Origin of the sequence: Laspinema olomoucense D3b (assembly GCF_025370785.1) — a bacterium.
GTDB classification, from domain to species: domain Bacteria; phylum Cyanobacteriota; class Cyanobacteriia; order Cyanobacteriales; family Laspinemataceae; genus Laspinema; species Laspinema olomoucense.
In genome coordinates this window covers 132,335-155,928 of the sequence record NZ_JAMXFA010000005.1, presented here as the reverse complement: position 1 = coordinate 155,928, position 23,594 = coordinate 132,335, and the positions used below count along the sequence as shown (strand labels likewise).

The 23,594-nt window shown below is 47.4% G+C and carries 18 protein-coding genes; 13 read left to right on the top strand and 5 right to left on the bottom strand.

What is annotated here, in order from left to right; genetic code table 11:
- The 6 genes from NG792_RS05205 to NG792_RS05180 all read left to right on the top strand — a co-directional run.
- Positions 1-2,904 (top strand): cadherin domain-containing protein (locus NG792_RS05205; RefSeq protein ID WP_261234768.1); only part of this gene is annotated, 2,904 nt, incomplete at its 5' end.
- 139 nt (positions 2,905-3,043) lie between these two features.
- Positions 3,044-3,244 carry a hypothetical protein gene (locus tag NG792_RS05200; protein WP_261197419.1) on the top strand — a complete coding sequence of 67 codons (201 nt, stop codon included), beginning with the start codon at positions 3,044-3,046 and terminating at the stop codon, positions 3,242-3,244.
- Positions 3,245-3,281: 37 nt separating this feature from the next.
- Positions 3,282-7,253, top strand: a complete 3,972-nt coding sequence (locus NG792_RS05195; RefSeq protein WP_261234767.1) for a Calx-beta domain-containing protein — start codon at positions 3,282-3,284, stop codon at positions 7,251-7,253.
- A gap of 211 nt (positions 7,254-7,464) precedes the next feature.
- Entirely contained in the window at positions 7,465-8,898 is a 1,434-nt protein-coding gene (locus tag NG792_RS05190) for a BCD family MFS transporter (protein WP_261197417.1), read from the top strand.
- Between the two features lie 88 nt (positions 8,899-8,986).
- Positions 8,987-9,793: an inositol monophosphatase family protein gene (locus tag NG792_RS05185; protein ID WP_261197416.1), complete on the top strand. Its 807-nt coding sequence runs from the start codon at positions 8,987-8,989 to the stop codon at positions 9,791-9,793.
- Between the two features lie 3 nt (positions 9,794-9,796).
- Positions 9,797-10,129, top strand: a complete 333-nt coding sequence (locus tag NG792_RS05180) for a hypothetical protein (RefSeq protein WP_261234766.1) — start codon at positions 9,797-9,799, stop codon at positions 10,127-10,129.
- On the opposite strand, the gene NG792_RS05175 is transcribed toward NG792_RS05180, so the two are convergent.
- Positions 10,111-11,016 carry a ChaN family lipoprotein gene (locus NG792_RS05175; RefSeq protein ID WP_261234765.1) on the bottom strand — a complete coding sequence of 302 codons (906 nt, stop codon included), beginning with the start codon at positions 11,014-11,016 and terminating at the stop codon, positions 10,111-10,113. The two genes, NG792_RS05180 and NG792_RS05175, sit on opposite strands and share 19 nt — an antisense overlap.
- A gap of 3 nt (positions 11,017-11,019) precedes the next feature.
- Positions 11,020-11,787 (bottom strand): LemA family protein, encoded by a 768-nt coding sequence (locus NG792_RS05170; RefSeq protein WP_261234764.1) that lies wholly within the window; start codon positions 11,785-11,787, stop codon positions 11,020-11,022.
- 399 nt (positions 11,788-12,186) lie between these two features.
- On the opposite strand from NG792_RS05170, the gene NG792_RS05165 reads away from it, so the two are divergent.
- From NG792_RS05165 to NG792_RS05150, 4 genes are all read left to right on the top strand, one after another.
- A complete protein-coding gene (locus NG792_RS05165) occupies positions 12,187-13,749 on the top strand; it encodes a TPM domain-containing protein (protein WP_261234763.1) in 1,563 nt (520 codons plus the stop codon).
- 118 nt (positions 13,750-13,867) lie between these two features.
- Entirely contained in the window at positions 13,868-15,526 is a 1,659-nt protein-coding gene (locus NG792_RS05160; RefSeq protein WP_261234762.1) for a TPM domain-containing protein, read from the top strand.
- 160 nt (positions 15,527-15,686) lie between these two features.
- Positions 15,687-17,048 (top strand): glycoside hydrolase 100 family protein, encoded by a 1,362-nt coding sequence (locus tag NG792_RS05155; RefSeq protein ID WP_261197410.1) that lies wholly within the window; start codon positions 15,687-15,689, stop codon positions 17,046-17,048.
- Positions 17,049-17,283: 235 nt separating this feature from the next.
- Positions 17,284-18,015 carry a 2-phosphosulfolactate phosphatase family protein gene (locus tag NG792_RS05150; protein WP_261197409.1) on the top strand — a complete coding sequence of 244 codons (732 nt, stop codon included), beginning with the start codon at positions 17,284-17,286 and terminating at the stop codon, positions 18,013-18,015.
- Positions 18,016-18,195: 180 nt separating this feature from the next.
- Here NG792_RS05150 and NG792_RS05145 read toward each other — a convergent pair whose 3' ends face one another.
- Complete coding sequence (locus NG792_RS05145; protein WP_261197408.1) at positions 18,196-18,948, bottom strand: Mut7-C ubiquitin/RNAse domain-containing protein; 753 nt, start codon at positions 18,946-18,948, stop codon at positions 18,196-18,198.
- 219 nt (positions 18,949-19,167) lie between these two features.
- Positions 19,168-19,467 (bottom strand): transposase family protein, encoded by a 300-nt coding sequence (locus tag NG792_RS05140; protein ID WP_261197407.1) that lies wholly within the window; start codon positions 19,465-19,467, stop codon positions 19,168-19,170.
- Between the two features lie 228 nt (positions 19,468-19,695).
- On the opposite strand from NG792_RS05140, the gene NG792_RS05135 reads away from it, so the two are divergent.
- Positions 19,696-20,796 (top strand): iron-containing redox enzyme family protein, encoded by a 1,101-nt coding sequence (locus tag NG792_RS05135; RefSeq protein ID WP_261197406.1) that lies wholly within the window; start codon positions 19,696-19,698, stop codon positions 20,794-20,796.
- A gap of 49 nt (positions 20,797-20,845) precedes the next feature.
- Here NG792_RS05135 and NG792_RS05130 read toward each other — a convergent pair whose 3' ends face one another.
- Positions 20,846-21,565, bottom strand: a complete 720-nt coding sequence (locus NG792_RS05130) for a class I SAM-dependent methyltransferase (RefSeq protein WP_261234761.1) — start codon at positions 21,563-21,565, stop codon at positions 20,846-20,848.
- Between the two features lie 237 nt (positions 21,566-21,802).
- Here NG792_RS05130 and NG792_RS05125 point away from each other — a divergent pair, with 237 nt between their 5' ends.
- Entirely contained in the window at positions 21,803-22,099 is a 297-nt protein-coding gene (locus NG792_RS05125; protein WP_261234760.1) for a hypothetical protein, read from the top strand.
- Positions 22,100-23,191: 1,092 nt separating this feature from the next.
- Positions 23,192-23,428, top strand: coding sequence for a hypothetical protein (locus NG792_RS05120; RefSeq protein WP_261197403.1), 237 nt, complete (start codon positions 23,192-23,194; stop codon positions 23,426-23,428).
- Positions 23,429-23,594 lie beyond the last annotated feature (166 nt).

Below are 23,594 nucleotides of genomic sequence, written 5' to 3'. Positions count from 1 at the left end.
GACGATACCCTCCCAGGCAATCAACCTGACGATACCCTCCCAGGCAATCAACCTGACGATACCCTCCCAGGCAATCAACCTGACGATACCCTCCCAGGCAATCAGGCCCCGACTAATATTATCCTCTCTAATACCAGCATTGCCGAAAACAGTGCCAACGGCGCAATAATTGCGGCCTTATCAACGGTGGATCCTGATGCTGGAGATCCCCATACTTATACCTTAATCGATAACGCTGGGGGACGGTTTACCCTCAGTGGCAATCAATTAGCTGTTGCTAACGGGACCTTACTCGATTTCGAGACTACCGCGAGTCATGGGATTATCCTGCAAACAACCGATTCGGAGGGGAATACCTTTGATAAACCCTTTACCATTAGCGTCACCGACGTTAATGAAGAAACTCCCAATAATGCGCCGACAGATATCGCTTTATCTAATAGTGTCATTGATGAAAATCGTGCTAATGGAACGGCAATCGGCACCCTCACCACCGCTGACCCCGATGCCGGGGATATCCACAGCTACTCCTTAGTAGATAATGCAGGCGGCAGATTTGCGATCGCTGGAAATCAACTCACCGTCGCCAATGGTGCGTTATTGGATTTCGAGACAGCCAACACTTATAATATTGTGGTGCGAACTACTGATGCTGCGGGTCAAACCTTTAACAAAACCTTAGCCGTCACGGTCAATAATGTCAATGAAGTGCCGACAGATTTGGCGGTTTCTAATCTAATCGTTGCCGAAAATAGCGCCAACGGCAGTTTAATTGGCACCATTACTCCCACCGACCCGGATACCACCGATACCCATACTTACACCTTACTGGATAATGCGGGGGGCCGGTTTGCGATATCTAAAAATCAGTTAACCGTTGCCAATGGTAGCTTACTCGACTACGAAACTGCTACCATCCATAACATCACCCTTCGTACCACTGATGCAGGGGGAAATAATTTCGATAAAGCGTTCACCGTCACCGTTAGCAATGTTAACGAAACGATTCCTAACAACGCACCCACCGATATTTCTGTTAGCAATATTACACTTGCTGAAAATAGTTCCAATGGCACGATATTGGGAGATTTAGCAACGGTTGACCCGGATGCAGCAGATACCCACAGCTACTCGTTAGTGGATAATGCCGGAGGACGGTTTGCGATTTCGGGAAGTCAGATAACCCTTGCCGATGGTACGTTATTAGATTATGAAACGGGAAACAGCCACCCTATCACGGTTCGGACTACGGATGCGGGAGGTTTAACCTTTGATAAAACCTTTACCCTATCGGTGACGAATCTGAATGAAATGCCAACGGATATGGGGGTATCCAACACGGTGGTGAATGAGAATAGTAGCAATGGGACGGCGATCGCGAATCTTACCACCACCGACCCGGATACCGCAGACACTTACACTTATTCCCTGGTGGATAATGCCGGAGGACGGTTTGGGATATCAGGAAATCAGCTAACCGTTGCCAATGGTACGTTATTAGACTATGAAACGGGAACCAGTCATCCGATTATCCTCCGCAGTACCGATGCGGGGGGTCTCAGCATTGATAAAAACTTTGTCATTACCCTGAATAATGTCAATGACCCGCCAGTATTGGTCAGGAACTCACCCCTGAGTGTGACTCAAGGGGGGATAGTTGGGATTACGAATAGTCTACTCCAAGTCACTGACCAAGATAACACCCCAGGACAGCTCACTTATACTCTGGTCAATGCACCGGCCAACGGACAGCTTAGGTTGGAGAGTACCCCCCTGTTTGTCAATGATACTTTTACCCAAGCTGACATTGACAGCACCCCCATGAGGTACACTCACGGCTTAATTCAACTATCGAATAATAGCAATGATGACTACAATCCCCAAATATCAGGGTCTAGCGTGGTTTGGTCCGGCTCTGAAGGCACAGACAACGAAGTCTACTTTTACGATGGAACTAGCACCACCCAACTGACGAATAATAGCACTGATGACTACAATCCCCAAATATCAGGGTCTAACGTGGTTTGGTTCGGCTTTGATGGCACAGACAACGAGATCTATTTTTCCGATGGAACTAGCACCATTCAACTGACGAATAATAGCACTGATGACTACAGTAACCAAATATCAGGGTCTAACGTGGTTTGGTACGGCTTTGATGGCACAGACAACGAGATCTACTTTTACAATGGAACTAGCACCATTCAACTGACGAATAATAGCACTGATGACTCCAATCCCCAAATATCAGGGTCTAACGTGGTTTGGCAGAGCTTTGATGGCACAGACAACGAGATCTACTTTTACGATGGAAATAGCACCATTCAACTGACGAATAATAGCACTGATGACTACAATCCCCAAATATCAGGGTCTAACGTGGTTTGGCAGAACTATGATGGCATAGACGTTGATATATACTTTCACGATGGAAATAATGCCACCACCGCCCAAGTGACGAATAATAATAGCACGGAGAATTTTAACCCTCAAATATCAGGTTCTAACGTAGTTTGGTATCACTATGATGGCACAGACGAGGAAATATATTTTTACGATGGAAATAACGCCACCACCACCCAACTAACAAATAATAGCATTACTGACTGGTATCCCCAAATATCAGGGTCTAACGTTGTTTGGTACGGCTTTGATGGCACAGACAACGAGATCTACTTTTACGATGGAACTAGCACCACCCAACTGACGAATAATAGCACTGATGACTCCAATCCCCAAATATCCGGGTCTAACGTGGTTTGGTACGGCTCTGATGGCACAGACAACGAGATATATTTCTCTCCGATGGCGGGGACATCGATGAGTGATAGCTTGATGTTTACGGTATCCGATGGCATCGGTGGGGTGTTGGGGGCTACAACTTTTAATGTCAATGTCATCTAAAGGCGTTATCCCCGATCGCCTCTCTGGGTTCTCTATCCCTGACTCACCTATCCTAGAATGAAACTGCGATCGCCCTCTACTTTCTCACCGAGGCGATCGCATTTTTTTGACTCTAGCACCGTTCTGGGAATCTTCTTCTTTGCCTCACTTAATCGAAATCACCCTCCAGGATACCATCGCCAGTTTGAACTACTCCCCCAATTCGGAATCTAAATACATAACAATACGGATGACATTCGAGGGGGCGATCGCGCATAACAGAGAAAGTAGGAGTCAGGGTTGGATTTTCATTCTTTCAGGGATGGAACTTGATCCAGGCGATCGCCAACTAATTGACTAGCACATTTTTTCCAGTTAACAAGGGCAACTCAAACATTATGACAGTCATTCAAGGCACACCGTTCGATGATACCTTACTCGGAACTCTGGGCAATGATTTTCTGTATGGGTGGCAAGGGAATGATTTCCTCAATAGTGCAGATGGGGATGATATCCTCTACGGGGATGAAGGAAATGATAGTCTAACTGGCGGGAATGGCAATGACTTGGTTGCCGGAAGTCAAGGCAATGATGTCTTAGATGGCAGCAATGGCAATGATATCCTCTATGGTGGACAGGGGGAGGATGTTTTAATTGGAGGATTGGGAGGCGATCGCCTATTTGGAGATGCAGGATTCGACAGCTTTTATCTGGAATGGGGTGCAGATACCGTCACCGGAGGCAAGGACAAAGATACCTTTATTCTGTTTCCAACTCTAGGCGGTGGCACTTTACCAGAAGCAGCGATTATTACGGATTTTAATCCCTTAGAAGATAAACTGGAACTCACTGGGGGACTCACCTTTGAAGGGTTAAATATCTTTCAAGGAACGGAAAATTATGCCAAAGATACGATTATCCAGGACCGGAATACTGGGCGATATTTAGCTATTTTGCTGAATGTGGCAACGCCTAGTTTTGTCCCAGAGGCGATCGCAGAAACTCCAGTAGAAGAAACCGAAATTCCCACAGCAGAGGCAACGGAACAACCCCTCATTATCTTTGCCCGTCCTGAACGGGTCATTTCATGGATTGCCCAACCTGGAACTCCAACAGATAATCCTAATATCCCGGATAATCCTAATACCCCGGATAATCCGATTCCACCAGATGAAACTATTCCAGGAAAGCTGCAATTTACGGCGAGTCAATTTGCAGTGAACGAAGATGGTAATCCCGTCATCACCATCACTGTAGAACGGATAGAAGGGAGTGCGGGTGCAGTAGGTGCAACTATTCCCCTCACCGATGGTACGGCAACTGCTCCCGATGACTATGATAATACACCTATTTTAGTGAACTTTGGCGATGGGGATACCAACCCTAAAACCATTGAAGTTTCGATTGTGGATGATGCGGTAATAGAAGGGGATGAAACAGTTAATTTAACCTTATTTAATCCCACAGGAGGCGCATCATTAGGGAGTGAAAATACAGCCACATTAACCCTACTCGATAACGATCGCCCTTCAAAAATTCAATTTAGCACATCCACCTATAGCATCCGGGAAGATGGAGGAAGCGCGACAATTACCGTTACTCGTGACAGTGCGATCGGGACAGTCAGCGTTAATTATGCGACCCAACCTCCCAATACCACTAATCCGGCGACGGCAGATGCGGATTATATTCCCACCCAAGGAACTCTGACTTTTAATCCAGGGGAAACTACAAAAAACCTGGCCATTCCTATTTTAAATGATGACTTATTAGAGGGAACCAAGACCGTGCAAGTTGCGCTTTCTAATCCTTCTAATGGGGCAGTATTAGGGGAAACTGCAACGGCAACTTTAGAAGTTTTAGACCATGAACCGGGACTGTTAGAATTCATCAGCGCCAGTTCTAGTGGATTAGAAGGCAACAGTGGCACTACAGCAAATACGGTTGTGGGTAAAATCCGACGCAGTGGCGGCAGTGATGGGGAAGTCACGGTACAGGTGGTGTTAGATAATCCGGTGGGGACGGCGACTCCAGGGGAAGATTATACGACAACCTTTCCGATTTCGGTGACCTTTGCCGATGGGGAAAGTGGCGATCGCGATGTCGTGATAGCGATTGTCGGAGATTTGGTGAATGAACCGAATGAAACCATCCCCTTGCAATTAGTCAATCCCTCCAATGGTACAAGATTGGGAACTCAAAGCACCACGATTTATACCCTGGTTAATGATGATGGCGGGATTAATATTCCCACCGCGTCTAATTTCATCGCTGAAAATATTACAATCCCTGGAGGAACAAGTCACACCTTTACCATTGATTATGCGGATAATGTGGCAATCAATATTAGTAGTTTAGATAATTCTGATATTCGGGTCACTCAACCGGATGGGTCCCAAGTTCCAGCTACATTAGTGAGTGTAAATCCCCTCGGCGAAGGCACACCGCGCACTGTAACTTATCAAATTGCTGCACCCGGAGGCAGTTGGGATACGGCAGATAATGGCAATTATACCGTCCTGTTACAATCTAATCAAGTGACGGATACCAGTGGTAATACCATTCCCAATGCGACTCTCGGCAGTTTTAATGTGAATCTGGATACCCTCGCACCTACAGCAAGTAATTTGGGGGTTACGGATGTAAATACCAGTGGCGGAACGACTCACAGTTTTACGGTGGATTATGCGGATAATGTGGCGCTTGATATTAGTAGTTTAGATAGTTCGGATATCCAAGTTACGGGACCCAATGGATTCAACACTTTAGCGACTTTAGTGAGTGTCAATAGCAGTCAAAATGGTACACCACGCACCGTTACTTATGAGGTGACGACGCCCGGTGGTACTTGGGATAGTGGGGATAATGGCACTTATGCGATCGCCCTCGTGGGAAATCAGGTATTCGATACCAGTGGCAACACTGTTCCTGCTTCAAATCTGGGCAGTTTCACTGTCACGTCCCCCCTATCCCTCACTCCTACAGTAACCCTGGGAGTATCGCCCGATCGCGTATATGAAGATAGTGGAACAGCGATAACCTATACTTTTACCCGCACTGATAGCGTGAATGTCCCCTTAAGTAGCCCTTTAGTCGCCTCATTCAACATTGGCGGAAGCGCCACATTTATGATGGATGGGACAGGGGATTATACTCAAGCGGGTGCAGATATGTTTAATACAACAGGAACCATAACCTTTGCACCAGGTTCTCCAACGGCAAGTCTATCTCTGACTCCTCGACTCGAAACATCCATTGAACCCAATGAAACCGTGGACATTACTCTAACCAATGGTGCTTATAATATTGGTACTTCAGATAGAGGTACGTCTCTCATCCTTGATGATGATGCCCTTGTATTAAATACCAACGATAGCGGATATGGCTCATTAAGACAAGCTATTACCAATGCCAATACCCAGGGCGGATCCCCGGTGATTGCGATGAACTTAGTCAATGGAGAGATTATCTTGGGTTCCCCTTTACCTGCAATCAATAGTTCTATTACATTTACCGGACCTGGTGCCAATCTGCTAACGATTAGCGGAAATAATCTTTATCGAGTTTTCTATGTCAACAATGGTGCTTCGGCAAGCTTTCATGACTTGACGATCGCGAATGGTAGAAGTGTAGGTGAGCCCGGGGGTGGCATTTATAATAACGGAGGTTTGGTCCAGTTAACCAACAGTGTCGTTAATAATAATTCGGGGGGTGGCAGTGGGGGAGGAATCTTCAATTTCGGAGGTCAACTCAACATCGTATCTAGCACAATTTCTAATAATTTCTCGCCCCTGGAAGGTGGGGGGATCTGGAATAGCGGAACCCTCAATATCACCAATAGTACGATTTCGGGTAACACAGCTTATACTGCTACAACTTATGGAGGTGGGGGGATTTATAATAATAATGGAACTGCCACTTTATCCAGTACAACGGTATCAGACAATCTCATTTCTTCCCCCGCCGAATTTCCCAGTAGCGGGGGAGGAATTGCGAATGAGGCAGGTACAGTTTATGCGAAAAATAGTATTATTGCAGGGAATCAGCGGTCCAATGCAAACTACCCCGATTTTTCCGGGATTTTAACCTCGGGAGGATATAACCTAATTGGTGATCCAACCGGAGGTAGTGGATTTGCACCAACAACGGATATCCTGGATGTCAATCCCCTGCTAGACCCCTTAGCCAATTACGGGGGAACAACTCCCACTCACCGATTACAACTTGGGAGTCCCGCCATTAATGCCGGTGATGCAACTTTTCCCTCACCGTATATATCACCCCTTCCCTTTGACCAACGGGGAGACGGGTACGATCGCATCGTCAATGGACTCATCGATATCGGGTCCTATGAGTATCTAGCCGGTTGAGTCAATTCAGGGAATGGGAGAGGGTTGCGATCGCTTGCTCTCCCACCCTGGAAGCGGCCCAATAATTATCAGAAATTCGGCTAAAAGTCAAGTCCTCGCGCATCAAATCTTAACCTTATTTTAGGGCAGAATTCGCCCTCTATCTCTCCAGCAGGAATTATCCTAACATTATGAAAGCGTAAGCTGTTGTTAGATAATCCTGCAATTCGTTATGGCAACTGGCAATATCTCCCATTCCACATCCGCCCCAGATCAGGAAACCCTTAAGCCCAGAATTGACCTAGCAACCATGTTTCGCCTGGGTTTATTTCAAATGGGTCTGGGTATCATGTCCCTGCTAACCCTAGGGGTGCTAAACCGGGTGATGATCGAAGAACTCAGAGTCCCCGCGTTGATTGCCGCTGGGGCGATCGCCATGCACCAGTTTGTCAGTCCCACTCGCATCTGGTTTGGTCAAATGTCCGACTCCAAACCCTTATGGGGTCACCATCGCAGCGGCTATGTCTGGATAGGCGCCGCCCTATTTACCGCTATTTCCTTCATAGCGGTCCAAATTGTGTGGCAACTCGGCAGCAGTTTGAAGGCAACCGGCTGGAGTCCGACAACTTACCTCTGGGCGGGAGTTCTGGCCCTAGCCTTTGGGGTCTACGGTCTGGCCCTGAGTCTGAGTTCCACCCCCTTTGCGGCCCTCCTGGTGGATGTCTCCGATGAGGATAATCGCCCTAAACTGGTGAGTATCGTCTGGTCCATGCTGATGGTAGGGATTATCGTTGGGGCGATCATTAGCAGTGGTTTACTCAAGCAAATCACCCTAGATACCCCCATCGAACAGCTACAGGCATCCGTCAACCGTTTGTTTGTGATTGTCCCGGCGATCGTACTTGTCCTGTGCGGGATTGCCACTGTGGGAGTGGAGAAAAAATATTCCCGCTTTGGTACCCGGTCAAATATTGGAGACCGAGACGACCAAATTGGCTTGGGTGAGGCCCTGCGCGTCTTGACTGCCAGTCGCCAAACGGGGATATTTTTTACCTTTCTGCTGGTAATGAGCATCAGTCTGTTTATGCAAGATGCCGTCATGGAACCCTACGGTGGGGAAGTCTTCGGAATGCCAATCTCAGAAACAACTCAACTGAATGCCTTCTTTGGAATGGGGACGCTGATGGGGATTGCCGCCACAGGTTTTTTAGTGGTTCCGCGCTTGGGTAAGCAAAATACCACCAAATTAGGCTGTATTTGTGCTGCAGTCTGTTTGGGACTGATTATCCTGGCCGGATTTACGGAAAAACCAGAAATGTTGATGGGATCCTTACTCTTATACGGTTTGGCATCGGGTATTATTACCACGGGTGCCATTAGTTTGATGCTGGATCTAACTGCCGCAGAAACAGCCGGGACCTTTATCGGGGCCTGGGGATTAGCTCAGGCGATCGCCCGAGGACTGTCTACGGTTTCCGGTGGTGCGGTTTTGGATGTGGGTCGCTTCCTATTTGGGACACCTGTTTTGTCCTATGCTCTCGTGTTTGCCACCCAAGCTGCGGGGATGATTCTAGCGGTTTTCCTCCTGCGACGAGTCAATATTCACGAGTTCCGCCAGAATGCCAAAGATGCGATCGCGGCAGTGATGGCCGGTGAATTAGACTGAAGCACCTGGGAATTAAGACCCGATCCGCTCATTTCCCTTGATTCAATCGGCTATTAGCAACTGTACATTCGCAATTTATCAAAAACCAATGACTGATTTTTGGGATCAAGTTCTACACTTTGCGGAGACGACCGCGAATAAGGTCGGTAAAGAGCTAATGGCTGATTTCGGCCAAGTGCAGGCAGTAGAAAAAGCCGATGGCAGCTTAGTCACGCAATCGGACAAATGGGCCGATCGCGAGCTGTGCGATGCGATCGCCAATCGCTTCCCCGAACATGGGGTCCTCAGCGAAGAATCCGCACATATCTTTCCCGATACCGAATGGTGTTGGATTATCGACCCCCTCGACGGCACCACCAATTTCGCCCGCCGTATCCCGATATGGGGGGTTTCTCTTGGCCTGCTGTATCGCGGTATCCCCGTCTTTGGATATGTCCATTTACCCCCCCTCCATCAATCGTTCCACGGGTTCTGGTCCGGCACAACGGGACTGAAATTACCCCAAGGAGCCTTTCTCGATCGCCGCCGGATTCACAGCAGTTCCGATCCACTGGATGCTAACCAATTTTTTAGCTTCTGTTCCCGCAGTATCGGCAACTATCAACCTGATTTCCCCTGCAAAATTCGGATGTTAGGCGTCGCCAGCTACAATTTCCTCACCGTCGCTGCTGGAATTACCCTCGGAGGTGTCGAAGCAACGCCCAAAATCTGGGACATTGCCGGAGTTTTGCCCATCATCCAAGCTGCTGGTGCCGTCTGGCGTCCCCTAGAACCCGGACCCATTTTCCCCCTAACCCCCGGCACCAATTACGGCGATCGCTCCTTCCCCACTCTCGTCACCGCACAACCGGAACTCCTGCCTGTATTTGAACCCTTTGTTAAATCATTGGGGTAGGGGATGGGGGAGATGGGGAGGGTGGGGGAGATGGGGGAGATGGGGAGGGTGGGGGAGATGGGGGAGATGGGGAGGGTGGGGGAGATGGGGGAGATCCGGGAGATAGGGGAGATAGGGGAGATAGGGGAGATAGGGGAGATCCGGGAGATGGGGGAGATGGGGAGGGTGGGGGAGATGGGGGAGATAGGGGAGATCCGGGAGATAGGGGAGATGAGGTGGAAACCACAGCAAGTCGTTACTACAAAATTCTTAATCCTCCCCATCCTCCCCATCCTCCCCATCCTCCCCATCCTCCCCATCCCCCCATCCCCCCATCCTCAGTGCTCCCAAAAATAGTCCGCAATGGGTCGATCGCCCGTTGAGTGCAGTTCTTCGGGAAGATTAAATAATAAAGAGCGCTGGACAAAGGGTTCCATTCCCAGGCGATCGCCCACTCGTCTCTCCACCCGACTGGGAATCCCATACCCATACACAATATGCCCTTGTCCCGCTAAAACCACCACCTGAGTCTGAGGATTTTCCCTCACAAAATTGGCGATCGTCTCAGCCATTGTTTCATCCCACAGCACTTGCGCTAAAAAGAAATTCTCAAACTTCAAACTCGACCCATGCGCTGCTGCTTGATGCTGTTCAAACACCTCACGCACCATCTGCTGATAATCCAGATTATCCGTCTTAATTTCGGCAAAGGGTGGGATATATTCTCGCTCCTGTTCGCTTAACCCTTCTAACCCATCCCGTGCTACTTTTCGGATGACTTCCGTCGGTGCATTTAAGGCTAAAATGGGCAACTGATTGTCTTTAGCAAAGCGCACAATTTCCGCATAATACTCCCAAGGAAATCCCCAGCGTTGCTCGTATTCTGTTTCGGCAATCAGTTCAGTTTCCGTAATTTCTCCTTGTAAATAGCGGTCGATCGCCCCTTGAAAGGGACGCTGGAACATTTCCATTGCGATCGCTAGGTTGGGATTGTTCCGATGCAGTTCTTGGATAATCTGCAATTGCGCTTGATGATCCGCTGCGCTATCGTGAGTTTCCCCTAAATAAATTACATTGGCTTCCCGCAATTCTTGCAAAATTTGGGGTTGGGGTAAGACTCGGGAAAATAAACTCTCAACCCCCGGACTTCGAGGGTTGATTTCTCCCCCTTGGACCGATAGGGTACAGGCTAAAATAATGCCCAGAGAGCAAGTGCCTAGTTTAATGAAGTTGCCTAATTTCATAAATTAATCCAGTCTCGGAACCTCTTTATTCTCTGCGGCAAAAAATGGTTTTGGACTAAATCCGGTTAAGCCAGCAATCAGGGAATTGGGAAAAGCCCTCACCTTTTGATTGTAGGCTTGCACCGCTTCATTGTAACGCATTCGCTCCACGGCAATGCGATTTTCGGTTCCGGCGAGTTCATAACTCAGATTTTGGAATGCTTGAGAGGATTGCAATTGAGGGTTCGTCGCGAAAGATTGATTAAATTGATTAATTGCCACATTAATTTCGGCGATCGCTGCTTGTTTTTCCGGTAAATTTTGCGCTTGGAGATAATTTTCTCGCGATCGCATCAACAGGGCGATCGTTTCTTGTTCAGCGGCAGTTTGTGCCTTTGCCACACTAATCAGATTCGGAATTAAATCCGCCCGCCGTTGGAATTGATTTTCCACTTGCGCCCAACTTGCCTCCACATCAGAGGCACTGCTTGACAAAGAATTATAGGTAAAAATTCCCCAGAGGGCGATCGCAGCCGCCACCCCTGCCGCCACCTTTTTCACCGTTTTTTGCCGTTCCTGTGCCCCTTGTTGCCCTTGCGCCTCAATCCGGCGTTTTTCCCGCACCTCTTGAATCGCTTTATTTATAAACTCTGGGGGAATCTGTACATCCGCCCCCGCCTCTTGCAATTGCTCCTGAGAATAGCTATTTTGAGACCCAGAATAGTAGCGTGAAGCCAGTTCTAGCACTTCTTGGGCCATATCTTCAGGAATTTGAGAATTAGAATCCTTCATCGTTCCCCCTCTACCCAATTCATAACAAAATGTTAAATTCTCTTCTAATTTATCTCAATCAATGCCAGGATGTAGCGAGGTAATGCAACTCTCCCTCATGAGTCCAGGAGTGATGCCAGAAGTCTCCTTGAGCTAGAGGAGGGCTAAGTCCCACTATTTTTGATAATTCCAGCCTAATATGATGACTGGGTTTTTGGGTCCCGAGTCAAGTTTAGTCTAAAAATTCTCTCCATTTTTCTGATTTATGAATTGATATCCTTTAATTTCAGGATATTTCAAGCCGTTGATAAAAATTTGAGGCTCGCAATTATGACGCCCTTGCTCAAAATAATCCGGACAAATTTTGGGATAAAAGTCACTCCAGGAAGAATAATCTGGACTATTTTACTCTGTTTATCTATGATTGGTTTTCCCCTTATCAGTCACGCCCTAAGTGTGCAAGATGTGCCGAATCCCCGGCAACAATCGGGGGGATGGGTGAGCGATATGGCGAATATCCTCAGCGAGAGTACGGAAGCTCAACTCAATCAGATGATATCCGAATTGGAGGCAAGCACGGGTGCAGAAATTGCCGTGGTAACGGTCCCGGAAACCGCCCCCTCGCCCACTCCGAAAGAGTTTACCACGGAACTGTTTAATGAGTGGAAAGTTGGCAAAGAAGGCGTAGATAATGGCGTCTTATTTTTGACCTCAGTCGGAGATAGAAGAGTTGAAATCGAAACCGGATACGGAGTGGAAGGACTTTTACCCGATGCCGAGGTTGGTAACATTATTACCACGGAAATCACCCCAAAACTGCGAGGAGGAGATTGGGATGGAGGCATATTAGCGGGAACTCAAGCCTTAGTAACCCAGTTATCAGGAATTCCCTCAGAACCGGAGTTAGCCGAACCCTCCTCTCCCACCCCCTTCTTGGGGATTACTTCCCTGGTTGCCTTTGTCTTGTCTTTCGGTGGCTATAAAAAAGTCCAATCCATGACACAGCAACCGCTATCCCTAGAACCGAAAGGGCGATCGCTGGTTATCGGCAAGTCCGACAACCGCCTCACAACAGGAGTTTATGGGTGGATTTATTGTGCTGTCTTTAGTCTCTCCTTCGCCCTAATTTTGCTTACCCTCATCGCTGATCCATCGGGGATGCTGTGGCGTGGATTCGCCATCATTTCCCTAGGAGTAGGTTCCTTATTTTTTGTAGTCAATCTATGGCGGGCGATCTATCATTACGTCACCACTAATGTCTTAGTAAACACGCCATTTTTTCACTCAAAAACAATTGCAATTGTTCTAACTTTCATTTTTCTTTCTTTTTGGTCTCTATTAATTATTTCTATTGCAGAACCTATATATTATGGAATCAGCTACACTATTTCCCTCCCCTTGTCTAGTTTCGCAGAAGTGACCGGATTATTCTTATTCATCTGGGTGTTAGTTTCTATCGCAGTGAGTTATATTGTTTCTCCTTGGATTATCGCCCGATTTCGAGCCAAACTGCCGGTGAAATGCCAGAAATGTCAAACTCCCTTAATTAAGCTCAATCCAGACATTCTGTGCGATCGCTTCACTCCCCCGCAGCAAGTCGCCCAACAATTAGGCAGTACCCGATTTGAAGGGTGGCATTGTTCCCAATGCTATCCCGATGATTCATCTAACTTTCATCTCAGGCGCTATTTACTCAATCAGCATCGCTTTAGTGAATGTCCCCATTGTCAAGAATTCACGATGATTGTCGTGGAACAAAAAACGCTGCAACAAGCAACCTATGAAACAGAAGGAATTCTTCAGCTTTTTTATGAATGTCAATCTTGCAATTATCGCGAGGATAACCAGCAAAAAATTCCTCGCTTAACCCACAACACGAGCAGTAGTTATGGGGGTGGTTATAGCGGTGGTAGCAGTGGCGGTGGCGGTGGTGATTTTGGCGGTGGTAGCAGTGGTGGAGGCGGTGCTGGAGGGGATTTTTAACGGGTATTCTAGTCACCCCTTCTCTTAATATGTGCTACCTTTTCAGAAGTGAATTACCCTAACATTAAATTTGCAAACGGGAGTAAAAAATTAACTTATGTTTACAAAAATCAATCGAATGAAGCGAACGCTTTGGGGAATTTGGTTCGGATTTTGTTTAATAATATTTCCCCTTTTCAGTCATGCTTTAACCGTGCAAGAAGTTCCCAATCCCCGGCAACAAGATGGGGGATGGGTGAGCGATATGGCAAATATTCTCAGCAGTGAGACCGAAAATCAATTAAACCAGATGATATCGCAATTAGAGGCAACTACAGGGGCAGAAATTGCCGTAGTGACCGTGCCTACTACGGCTCCTTCCTCTAGTCCCAAGGCATTTACAACGGACCTGTTTAATCACTGGGGAATTGGCAAAGATGGAGCCGATAATGGACTGTTATTTTTAACCGCTGTGGGTGAGCGCCGGGTAGAAGTTGAAACCGGATATGCAATGGAGAGCGTGCTGCCAGATGCTGAAGTTGGGACTATTCTTAAAACTCAAGTGACTCCTCGATTCCGCGAGGGAGATTTTGAGGGAGGGATTGTAGCAGGAACCCAGGCATTAATCGGTGTAATCGCAGCGGAACCCCCACCCTTAATGAGTGAGGTGGAAACCGAAGCTATTCCCAGGGATTGGATACCTTTGCTGTTAGTGGGAGGGGGCGGATTAGCGGCGATCGCCGGAGGAACAATCTATCGGCAAAAACAGCGAATTTTCATCGAACCCACTGGACGATCGCGTTCACAAAAACTGTTTCAAAACCCGCAACGCCTTTATTGCAATCAGTGTAAACATCCTCTAAAAACCCTAGAAGAACCGGAAATTGACTCCCATTTAACCCCACCGGAACGAGTCGCCCAACAATTAGGAAGTGTTCAATTTAAAGGGGTATTTTGTGCAACCTGCTATCCCAGTCACCCCATAGGTGGGGTTCAAATTCTTAGTTATGAAACTCAGTTATCTAATGTCACCCATTGTCCCACTTGTCAAGAATTAACTGTCACCCGCCAAGTGACAAAAATAGTGGAACAACCCACCTGGAATAAACCCGGGAAACAATGGATCACCGAGGATTGCCACTGTTGCGATCGCCACGAAGAACTCCTCGAAGATATTCCCCCTGTGGAACCTCCCGCCGATGCCGTATTCCTCCAACCCACCGGGCGATCGCGGGTTCAGGACCAACCGAACATCGGGGGAACTCGCGAGTGCGATCGCCCTGCTCATTGTTTGGTTTGCCGCTATCCCCTAAACCAAATCCAGGGTTACCCCTTGCAATCCTTACTCACCCCAGCGGAAACCACCGCTCAAACCCTCGATAGCGTCAAATTTATCGGGTGGCAATGTACTAATTGTTACCCCCAATCCGGCAATCACCAGGTTCACATTCGCGGTTATATTCAAAACTCCGGCATTTTGGAATGTACCATCTGTCAGGAATTAACTGTCACTCGCACCGAACAATTGATTCAGCAACCGACAATCTATAGTACCGGCAGTCAGGAGATTCGCGATCGCTGCCACTGTTGCGGCAACGAAAGTATCCAATCTATCATCCTTCCTGCCTTGCCTCCCCCACCTCCGGTTTATAGTTACAGTAGCGATAGTAGCAGTAGTAGCGATAGTAGCAGTAGCTACAGCAGTAGCGATAGTAGCAGTAGTAGCAGTAGTAGTAGCGATAGCAGTGACTTTGGCGGCGGGGACAGTGGCGGTGGGGGTGCTGGGGACAATTGGTAGACTGAGATGCTGCCATCAGTGCTGACGAGAACCCAAGTTTTTTGAAGGGTGACCCAGAATTTCTGGAAACTGGGCAAAAACCCGGTTTCCAGAATCCGGGGATTGCGAAGCATGGATGCTATAATAAACTGTTTATGAAAGCAGGACACTCAGGGAATTAATGGGTACGGACAGCACTATCCTCGATGAAGCATGGCAGGTTCTTGAAAAATCGATTATTTATTATAACGGTCATCCCGTCGGCACCGTTGCAGCTTCAGATCCCAGTGCTGAAGCACTCAATTACGATCAGTGTTTTATCCGGGATTTTGTCTCCTGTGCACTGGTCTTTTTAATGAGAGGCAAGACAGAAATTGTCCGCAATTTTCTGGTCCAAACCTTAAAGTTACAAATCAAAGAAAGACAACTAGATTTTCTGGAAGCGGGTCGAGGATTAATGCCCGCTAGTTTCAAAGTAGTCCACGGCAAACATGAAGAATATTTACTTGCCGACTTTGGCAACCATGCGATCGGGCGAGTCACGCCGGTTGATTCTTGTTTGTGGTGGATTTTCGTCTTGCGGAATTATATCAAAACCACGGGCGAATTGTCGATCGCCCATCAACCGGATTTTCAAAAAGGCATCCGGTTAATTATGGAATTGTGTTTGGTGGCTCGCTTCGATATGTACCCCACCCTCTTAGTTCCTGATGGTGCTTGCATGATTGACCGCCGGATGGGCATTAACGGTCATCCGTTGGAAATTCAATCTTTATTTTACTATGCTTTGCGATCGGCCCAAGAACTCCTGCTCAACAATGTAGAGAATTCCTACATTAATCAAGCGGTTGAGAAACGATTAGAATCGCTCAAAATTCATTTGCGCCAACATTATTGGCTTGACCTCGATCGCGTCAATGCCATTTACCGCTACAAAGGGGAAGAATATGGAGAAACCGCCCTTAATCAATTTAATATTTACTCCGACTCAATTCCCTACGATCGCCTGAGTCGCTGGTTGCCCGAAGGCGGAGGATATCTCGCCGGAAACCTCGGACCCTCTCAACTCGATTGCCGGTTTTTTGCCCTGGGTAATTTAATGGCAATTTTATCCGGCTTAACTACCCCAGAACAATCCCTAGAAATCATGACCCTGATTGAAAAGCGATGGGAAAATCTAGTGGGACAAATGCCCATGAAAATTTGTTTTCCCGCTTTAGAAGGACGGGATTGGGAAATGATGACCGGATGCGACCCCAAAAATCGCGCTTGGTCCTATCATAATGGGGGAAATTGGCCCGTCTTGCTGTGGATGTTAACCGCAGCGGCCCTGCATACGGAAAAACCAGAGATTGCCCGCAAAGCGATTCAAATTGCCGCAAAACGCTTACAGAAAGATGAGTGGCCGGAATATTATGACGGGACAACCGCCAGACTCATCGGGAAAGAAGCCCGAAAATATCAAACCTGGACGATCTCTGCATTTTTATTGGCGCAAGAAATGATTGAACATCCCCAACATTTATCGATGATGGTGTTTTGAGGGGACATCCGCACAGACTCGGCAGACTTTTTCTGAAAAATACTCCGTTCCAGCAGAGTCACGATGGGAAGGGGTGGGGCAACTATGCCCCAATCCCCAGGGGGGGAGATATATCAGGGATATCCACCGGGGTGAAATCGCCCTTAACTTCAATTTTTAAGAATATTTATCAAGAATACCCCCCAAACCCATAAAATAAGAACTCGGCAGTTTAACAAGCAGGTGTTTTCAAGCAGTGAAGCTCTTTGTCTACCACACTCCCGAACTGACCCCCACCGATAGCGTGCCCGATTGCGCGATCGCTGTTGACGTTTTACGCGCCACCAGCACGATCGCCACGGTACTCCATGCCGGTGCGGAAGCTGTGCAAGTGTTTAGTGATATGGATCAGCTCATGCAACTGAGCGAAGATTGGCCCGCTGAAAAACGCCTGCGTGCAGGAGAACGCGGGGGGGCCAAAGTTGAAGGATGCGACTTGGGAAACTCCCCCTTAGATTGCACCCCTGAACGAGTCAAGGACTGTCGTTTGTTCATCAGTACCACCAACGGCACCCGGGCGCTGCAACGAATTGAAGCAGCCCCCTCCGTACTCGCAGCGGCGTTAATTAATCGCCAAGCGGTGGTGAACTATCTGCTAGAAACCAATCCAGAAACTGTTTGGATTGTCAGTTCCGGTTGGGAAGGTAGCTATTCCCTAGAAGATAGCGTCTGTGCCGGGGCGATCGTTGATGGGTTACTCGCCAGTAGCAGTCTCTCACCCAAGGAACTCGCTGGAAATGACGAGGCGATCGCTGCCTTAGCCCTCTATCGTCACTGGCAAGACGATTTGTTAGGGTTAATGCATCACGCCAGTCACGGTCAACGCCTGCTCCGCCTCAACTGTCATGAAGATCTAAAATACTGTTCCCAAACCGATATTTTAGAGATTGTCCCCCGACAAAAAGAACCCGGGGTTTTAGTTAAATAAACTGTCCATTTACCCGAGATTAAGAGTAAGGTTGGCCCTGCTAACCTTACTTTTTTTGTTGATTCATTCAAGTCACATATCCCCCCTCATACCAAATCCGGGTATCAAAAGTCGTTTTTTTTCTTAGCCCGCGCAGGCGGGCTTTGTCCGTGTAGCCTCCGGGCTGGACGCTGTGGGTTTTCATAGATGTTTGACAACCGGATTCCGTATCACCCCCTGAATGAATTCCTGCATCTTTTCATAATGGGAACCTTTCCAGTAGATTTTATCGCAAGAATTACAGCGTCGAAATTCCTCATAATTTTCTCGTGTTCTCGGTTCCAAGCGCTCTAAAATGCTGTTTTTAGTCACGGTTTCCAATAACCCATTGCAGTGAATGCAGCGACTAAACGGCGTGATGGCATCCAACAACTGAAACCGGCGCAAAACTTCTTCAAGACGCTCATGAGGATTAGTAGAGCGCACCCAATAACCCTGAGTGACAATTCCCCGCTTGAGCAAACCGATATCCCGCGTCAGCAAAATCCGATTTTCCGTACTGGAAACCCGCGCTAACTCTTCATCGGGATAGTCGTTGCGATAGAGGGTATCAAACCCCAACATTCGCAAAAATCCCGCCAGTTTTCCCAGGTGGATATCCAACACAAAACGCGGTTCTGGTTGGGGACGCAAACTCACCCGAGGCGAAAGTTCCACAGATTGGGAAATCGGGTAAATATCGCAGCGATCGCCATCTTGCACCGGATAAGAAAAATCCACCGCTTTGCCATTAACTGCGATCGTCTCAACTTCCGGATGTGGAATCCCAAACGATTCTATGGAATCTTTAATCGAGGGATGGTTATTGAACTGATGCGTCAGGGTCACCTTTTTGCTTTCCCGGGGTAGAAAGTCGTTCAGTTCCGCATGGAAACAAAATTCAGCGCGGTTCATAGAAATTTTTAAAATTAATTTATTTATAGCGTTTCTCAAGCGATTGAGGTCCGCTATAAGGGTCAAAGTCCCCCTTGTCAAGGGGGATTTAGGGGGATATTTCGGAGTTCATGAGCTGCCCCAACCGCTATATCATTAATTTTAGCAAATGCAAGTTGTCATTAATCGCTTCATAAGACCCTGGTAAAACTTTGCCCTCCACTGCAATGGTTTCGCTCTCTATTGGGTCAATTCAAAAAAAACGGATAAACAGGCTGAGTAGCGTTGTTGAGCAATTCGTAATAACGTTCGTCTGAGCGTACTGTAGGAGGGTAAGGGTTTTTTCTCAGGTTTGAACAATTCCCAAAGTTCATCAGGGTAGGCTTTTAAGCAATCTCCAATCGCTATAAAACCCCGATTTCCTGCCGCAACGGCCCGGGTAAATAAGGCGAGACAGAGGCTTTGTTGATGGCGCATTCCCGCTGGACGACGGCAATCGTCCAGAGCCGCAAATGCTTCAACAATAGCTCCCTGGGACATCTGGCTGCGACTCCTCGCTTTTATTACTCGGTCATTATATCGAATCCTCCATTAGAATCAAATAGCCCTGGTATGAGACGGTAGCGATCAAATCTCTATCAATGGAAGGGTGTATGCGGCTGACTGGTTGGGTATGGTGAAATGAATTAGCCATAATCCTCAGCAATCTGGAATGGTTGGCTGTTTGGGTAGGCAGCACAATAATTAGAGTTAGCATAACTTGATTCCATGCCAAACACGATAGAGATACTTCCTTTTTTACAATCGCCGAGTCTTTCTAAAAAGCAATCCGTAGTCCCCAATTATGAAGCAGCCGAGCGGCAATTTGTCGATTTGCTAGAAGTCGAGGATTTAGACAAGACGGTGACGACAAAACCGTCAGTTGTCAGCGATTTTGAAAGCGCGATCGCCTATGCAATTGAAGGCGCTTACCAACAGGAACCGGGCGAGGAGGCGGCTCACCGCTTCTTGCAGCGCGTGCTTTACCGCATCAACCGCCTCAACTTGTTTTGGTACGACGATTTACGCCGCTACAACAACGAACGATCGCACTATTTGCGTTCTGTGCGCGATCGCATTGAGGAACCTTGGCAGCAGTGGGAAATCGCGCAAATCGACGTTGCAGCGCTGCAAAAATTGCCGTCGGTCAAGCAAGCGCTGAGCGATCGCGCCGCCGCCGATGTCGATCCTCCTTTGAACCCGAGCGATCGCTATTTGCGCGAACAGATGACCGCAGCCGGATACAGACACCTGCTGGCGATCGCCTCTTTCGACGGTTTAGTTGAAGCCAGCCGCCTTTCTCGCATCCTCGGCGGCGCTGGCAACGAAATTCAGTGCACCCTTACCCGAGTGCTGATGGAAGAATACGGCGGCGGTCGCCTACCCCGCAAGCACTCGACCTTTTTTGCTCAAATGCTGGCTGAATTCGATATGAGTACGGAACCGGAAGCGTACTTTGATTTAGTGCCTTGGGAAGTGCTCGCAGGCATTAATCACAACTTCCTGCTTACGGAACGCAAGCGCCATTTTCTGCGCTACAACGGCGGACTCACTTATTTTGAGGTGGCGGGGCCTGTGGCTTACCGCAATTATCTAGCCGCCGCCCAGCGTCTGGGCCTCTCCCAGGCTGCGATGGGTTATTGGGAACTGCACATCAAAGAAGATGAGCGTCACGGTCGCTGGATGTTGGATGAAGTGGCGATCCCGCTGGTTGATAGATACCCGCAGGAGGCGTGGGAGCTGGTGTTGGGGTACGATCAGGAGAAGTCGATCGGCGATCGGGCTGCGGCTGCTGTAGTGCGATCGATCCAAGCCACAGAACACACTTAACAGCTATATCCTAGGGTGCGTCAGTCTGTGACCCACCCTAGGATATAACTTAAAATGCTGTCATTAACTTAATTAGCTCGTTCGACAAATCTCTTTGCGCTTTTTGCTGCTTCTTAAACAAAACTCCAGCCAGCAGATAGATATTTTCCGAATAAAAAGCCATTCCCTGTTCTCGCAGAGTGGCGATCGCTCTTTTCACCTTGGGTTCCGAGCTATAATAGCCAAAATTTAAAGGTGTAATCTCAAAATTCGCCACCGAGTAGCCTCGATCCCAAGCATAATCGATCAAACCCACCGGATTAGAATAGCTAGAAACCATCAGCAAAACTTCGTCGCAGCCGAGAGATAAAAGTTTTTTAGCAATTTTACAACCATCACTCCCACCGTGCAACAGTGGCTGGTAAATCTTATCATCCACCGCTGGCAAGTAAGGCGGATTTGAGATGACACAATCCGCCGACTCGTATAAAGGCGAATCAAAAAAAGAGCAATTGTTGACCGTGTATCGGTCGCTCAGTTCATATTCCTTAATTTGAGACTGAGCAATTTTCCACGCTACTTTATTTAGCTCAAATCCCTGTATCTTCCCGTCAAAATCCGTTCTTAGCAAAGACTTAATAACTGGACTTCCCTCTCCTGAACCCAACTCTACGATAAGTTGAGAATTATCGCTGGCATTTAACACTAAACTTTCCAAGCAGTGCGCGTAAAAATTTGATTCTTCCGGGCAGTGGAATACCTGTTTTAGGGCATGGGATAAAGTGAGCATAAATTCTGTATTAAAGTTGACTATTCTAAAAGTATCTAATAACTAATAGGGCCGCCATCTATCCCAAGAGCTATTTTATCAAATTGTGAAATTTCTATTCCTGTTTTACCGGCTGCGCTGTAGTAACTATTACTGCCGACCTATAATAAATTTAACTAGATTACTCCGATTGACAGATGGCAATTAGAGCGATTGCCGTTGAGATAGTACCTAAGCAACTAATTGTAAATTTAAAGAGTGTCCGATATTACCTTTTTTAATTATTCAGTTCCGCTTCTGCGTCCCAAACAGCTTAACTCAGCACCCGTTGCCACCCCAAATTCTGAGGGACAGCCGCTAGTTTTAGAAGATGAAGCTGAACCCGGTAGCGATTTCTATGAGTTTCGGGCCAAATCAAGAGAGCCATTCTTTTCCCTGGACAACCGGACTATGCTGTTTTGGGTCGGGGACAGTTGTCCTGGGGGTTCAGGCTGGCGATCGGCTCGGTGGCAGTTGAGCGATCGCCCAGAACGGAGGGTTCCCTCTTTAGTCTAAGAAAATAGGGCCATTCTGTTTTGAATTTGGGGCCAGTTTTGTTGGGGATTCAGTCCGGCAGTAGGTCTCAGCGCTGATTGACCAAGCGCCTCGAACGAACGGGCCATCTTTTCTTTAAAATTAAGACTACTGCCCCAAAAACCGGGGTCAAACTTTCTCTCGGTTATAGTTTCGATGAAGGCAAAGATTATCTAATTGATAATCCTAAAAGTGGAATAATGCTGTTAAAAGGCTGATATAAATTTATTATTATAATTATATCTTTAACACTAGCCGACCGTCTTTTCAAGATAAATAAAAGTATATAATTAAGCCCCGAGTTCAAGTCTAATTAATCAATTGATTTTTCAGGCTCCCAAACAGGCACAATTATTCATGAACTCGGGTAATCCAGGTTTACGACTTTAACACAAATCAGACCGATCGCGAAAAACTCCGGCGTATCAGTCACTACTTTAGTGCGTTACATTCAGTCCTGTCTCCAGATAGAAATATTAGGATCCAAAAGCCGTTAATCTAAAAAACAGGGTAGTCCGGATAAATTTAATCCTAGAGTGAGTCTCAACCCATGTTGGCTTCAACTTCTAGCTCATCCAGTCCCCGAGGGTCCAGGAAATTGATGAATTGCCTCCAGCAGACTACTTCTTAATGAATCATCAAGATTCCCATCGGAGTGAGACAGTCTTGCACTGGACTCACTTGGCTAATGTTCTATCAAACCCCAGATCAACTTATGAAGTCTGTTTCGGGTTGTGAAACCAAACCTCTTTGCACTTATCACAAAGAGGTTCCGGTAAGGGTCACCATCCGCTGATAGAACTCCCCGAAACTGTGAAAGCAAAAGGCCGATCGCTGCGCTTGCGGAACAGTTTGATTCAGAATTAAGGTTCTAATTCGGGGTAAAATGAAGTGTAAGGGTTGATCCAATTGTCGTAAATTCGGGAATTCTCAAAGTAGTCATTTGGAGAGGGGACCAGATGAAAGGGGCCGCTTTCCCACTGGTGTTAAGTCAACAAAAGAAAATGCACAGAATGACCAGTTTTTACAGTCCCCTGTGTCCGTCAAGAGCGATTGTAGCAAAAGAAGGCGAATATGAGCCAAAAATGGTTTGCTGAACAAGATAGCTTATCCGATGCAGTAGAAGAACTGGCAGAAACCACTGTTTCGCTGGGGGTGATTTCTGGTTTTATGGTTCGCTATCAGGGTCAACAGCGTCAATTTTTTTTACCCACTGAGAGCGACTCGGAACCCCTGACGGCAGAAGAGGCATACTTGAGGTTGAAGCAGTTGATGGAAGAATCAGGGCTATTGAGCCAGATCTCCTCTTGATAGTTTTCCCATCCTTTAAGCCGTTCAAACCGGATTTCTGGAGCTATTTCCGTGAACACCGGGTAGAGGGGGCTGGAGCATGAGCAAGCCGAGTCTGCTGGCTTGGGTTAGAGGATAGATTGAAAACTCAATTGAGCGATCGCCCTTGGGGAAATTGTTATCCCAA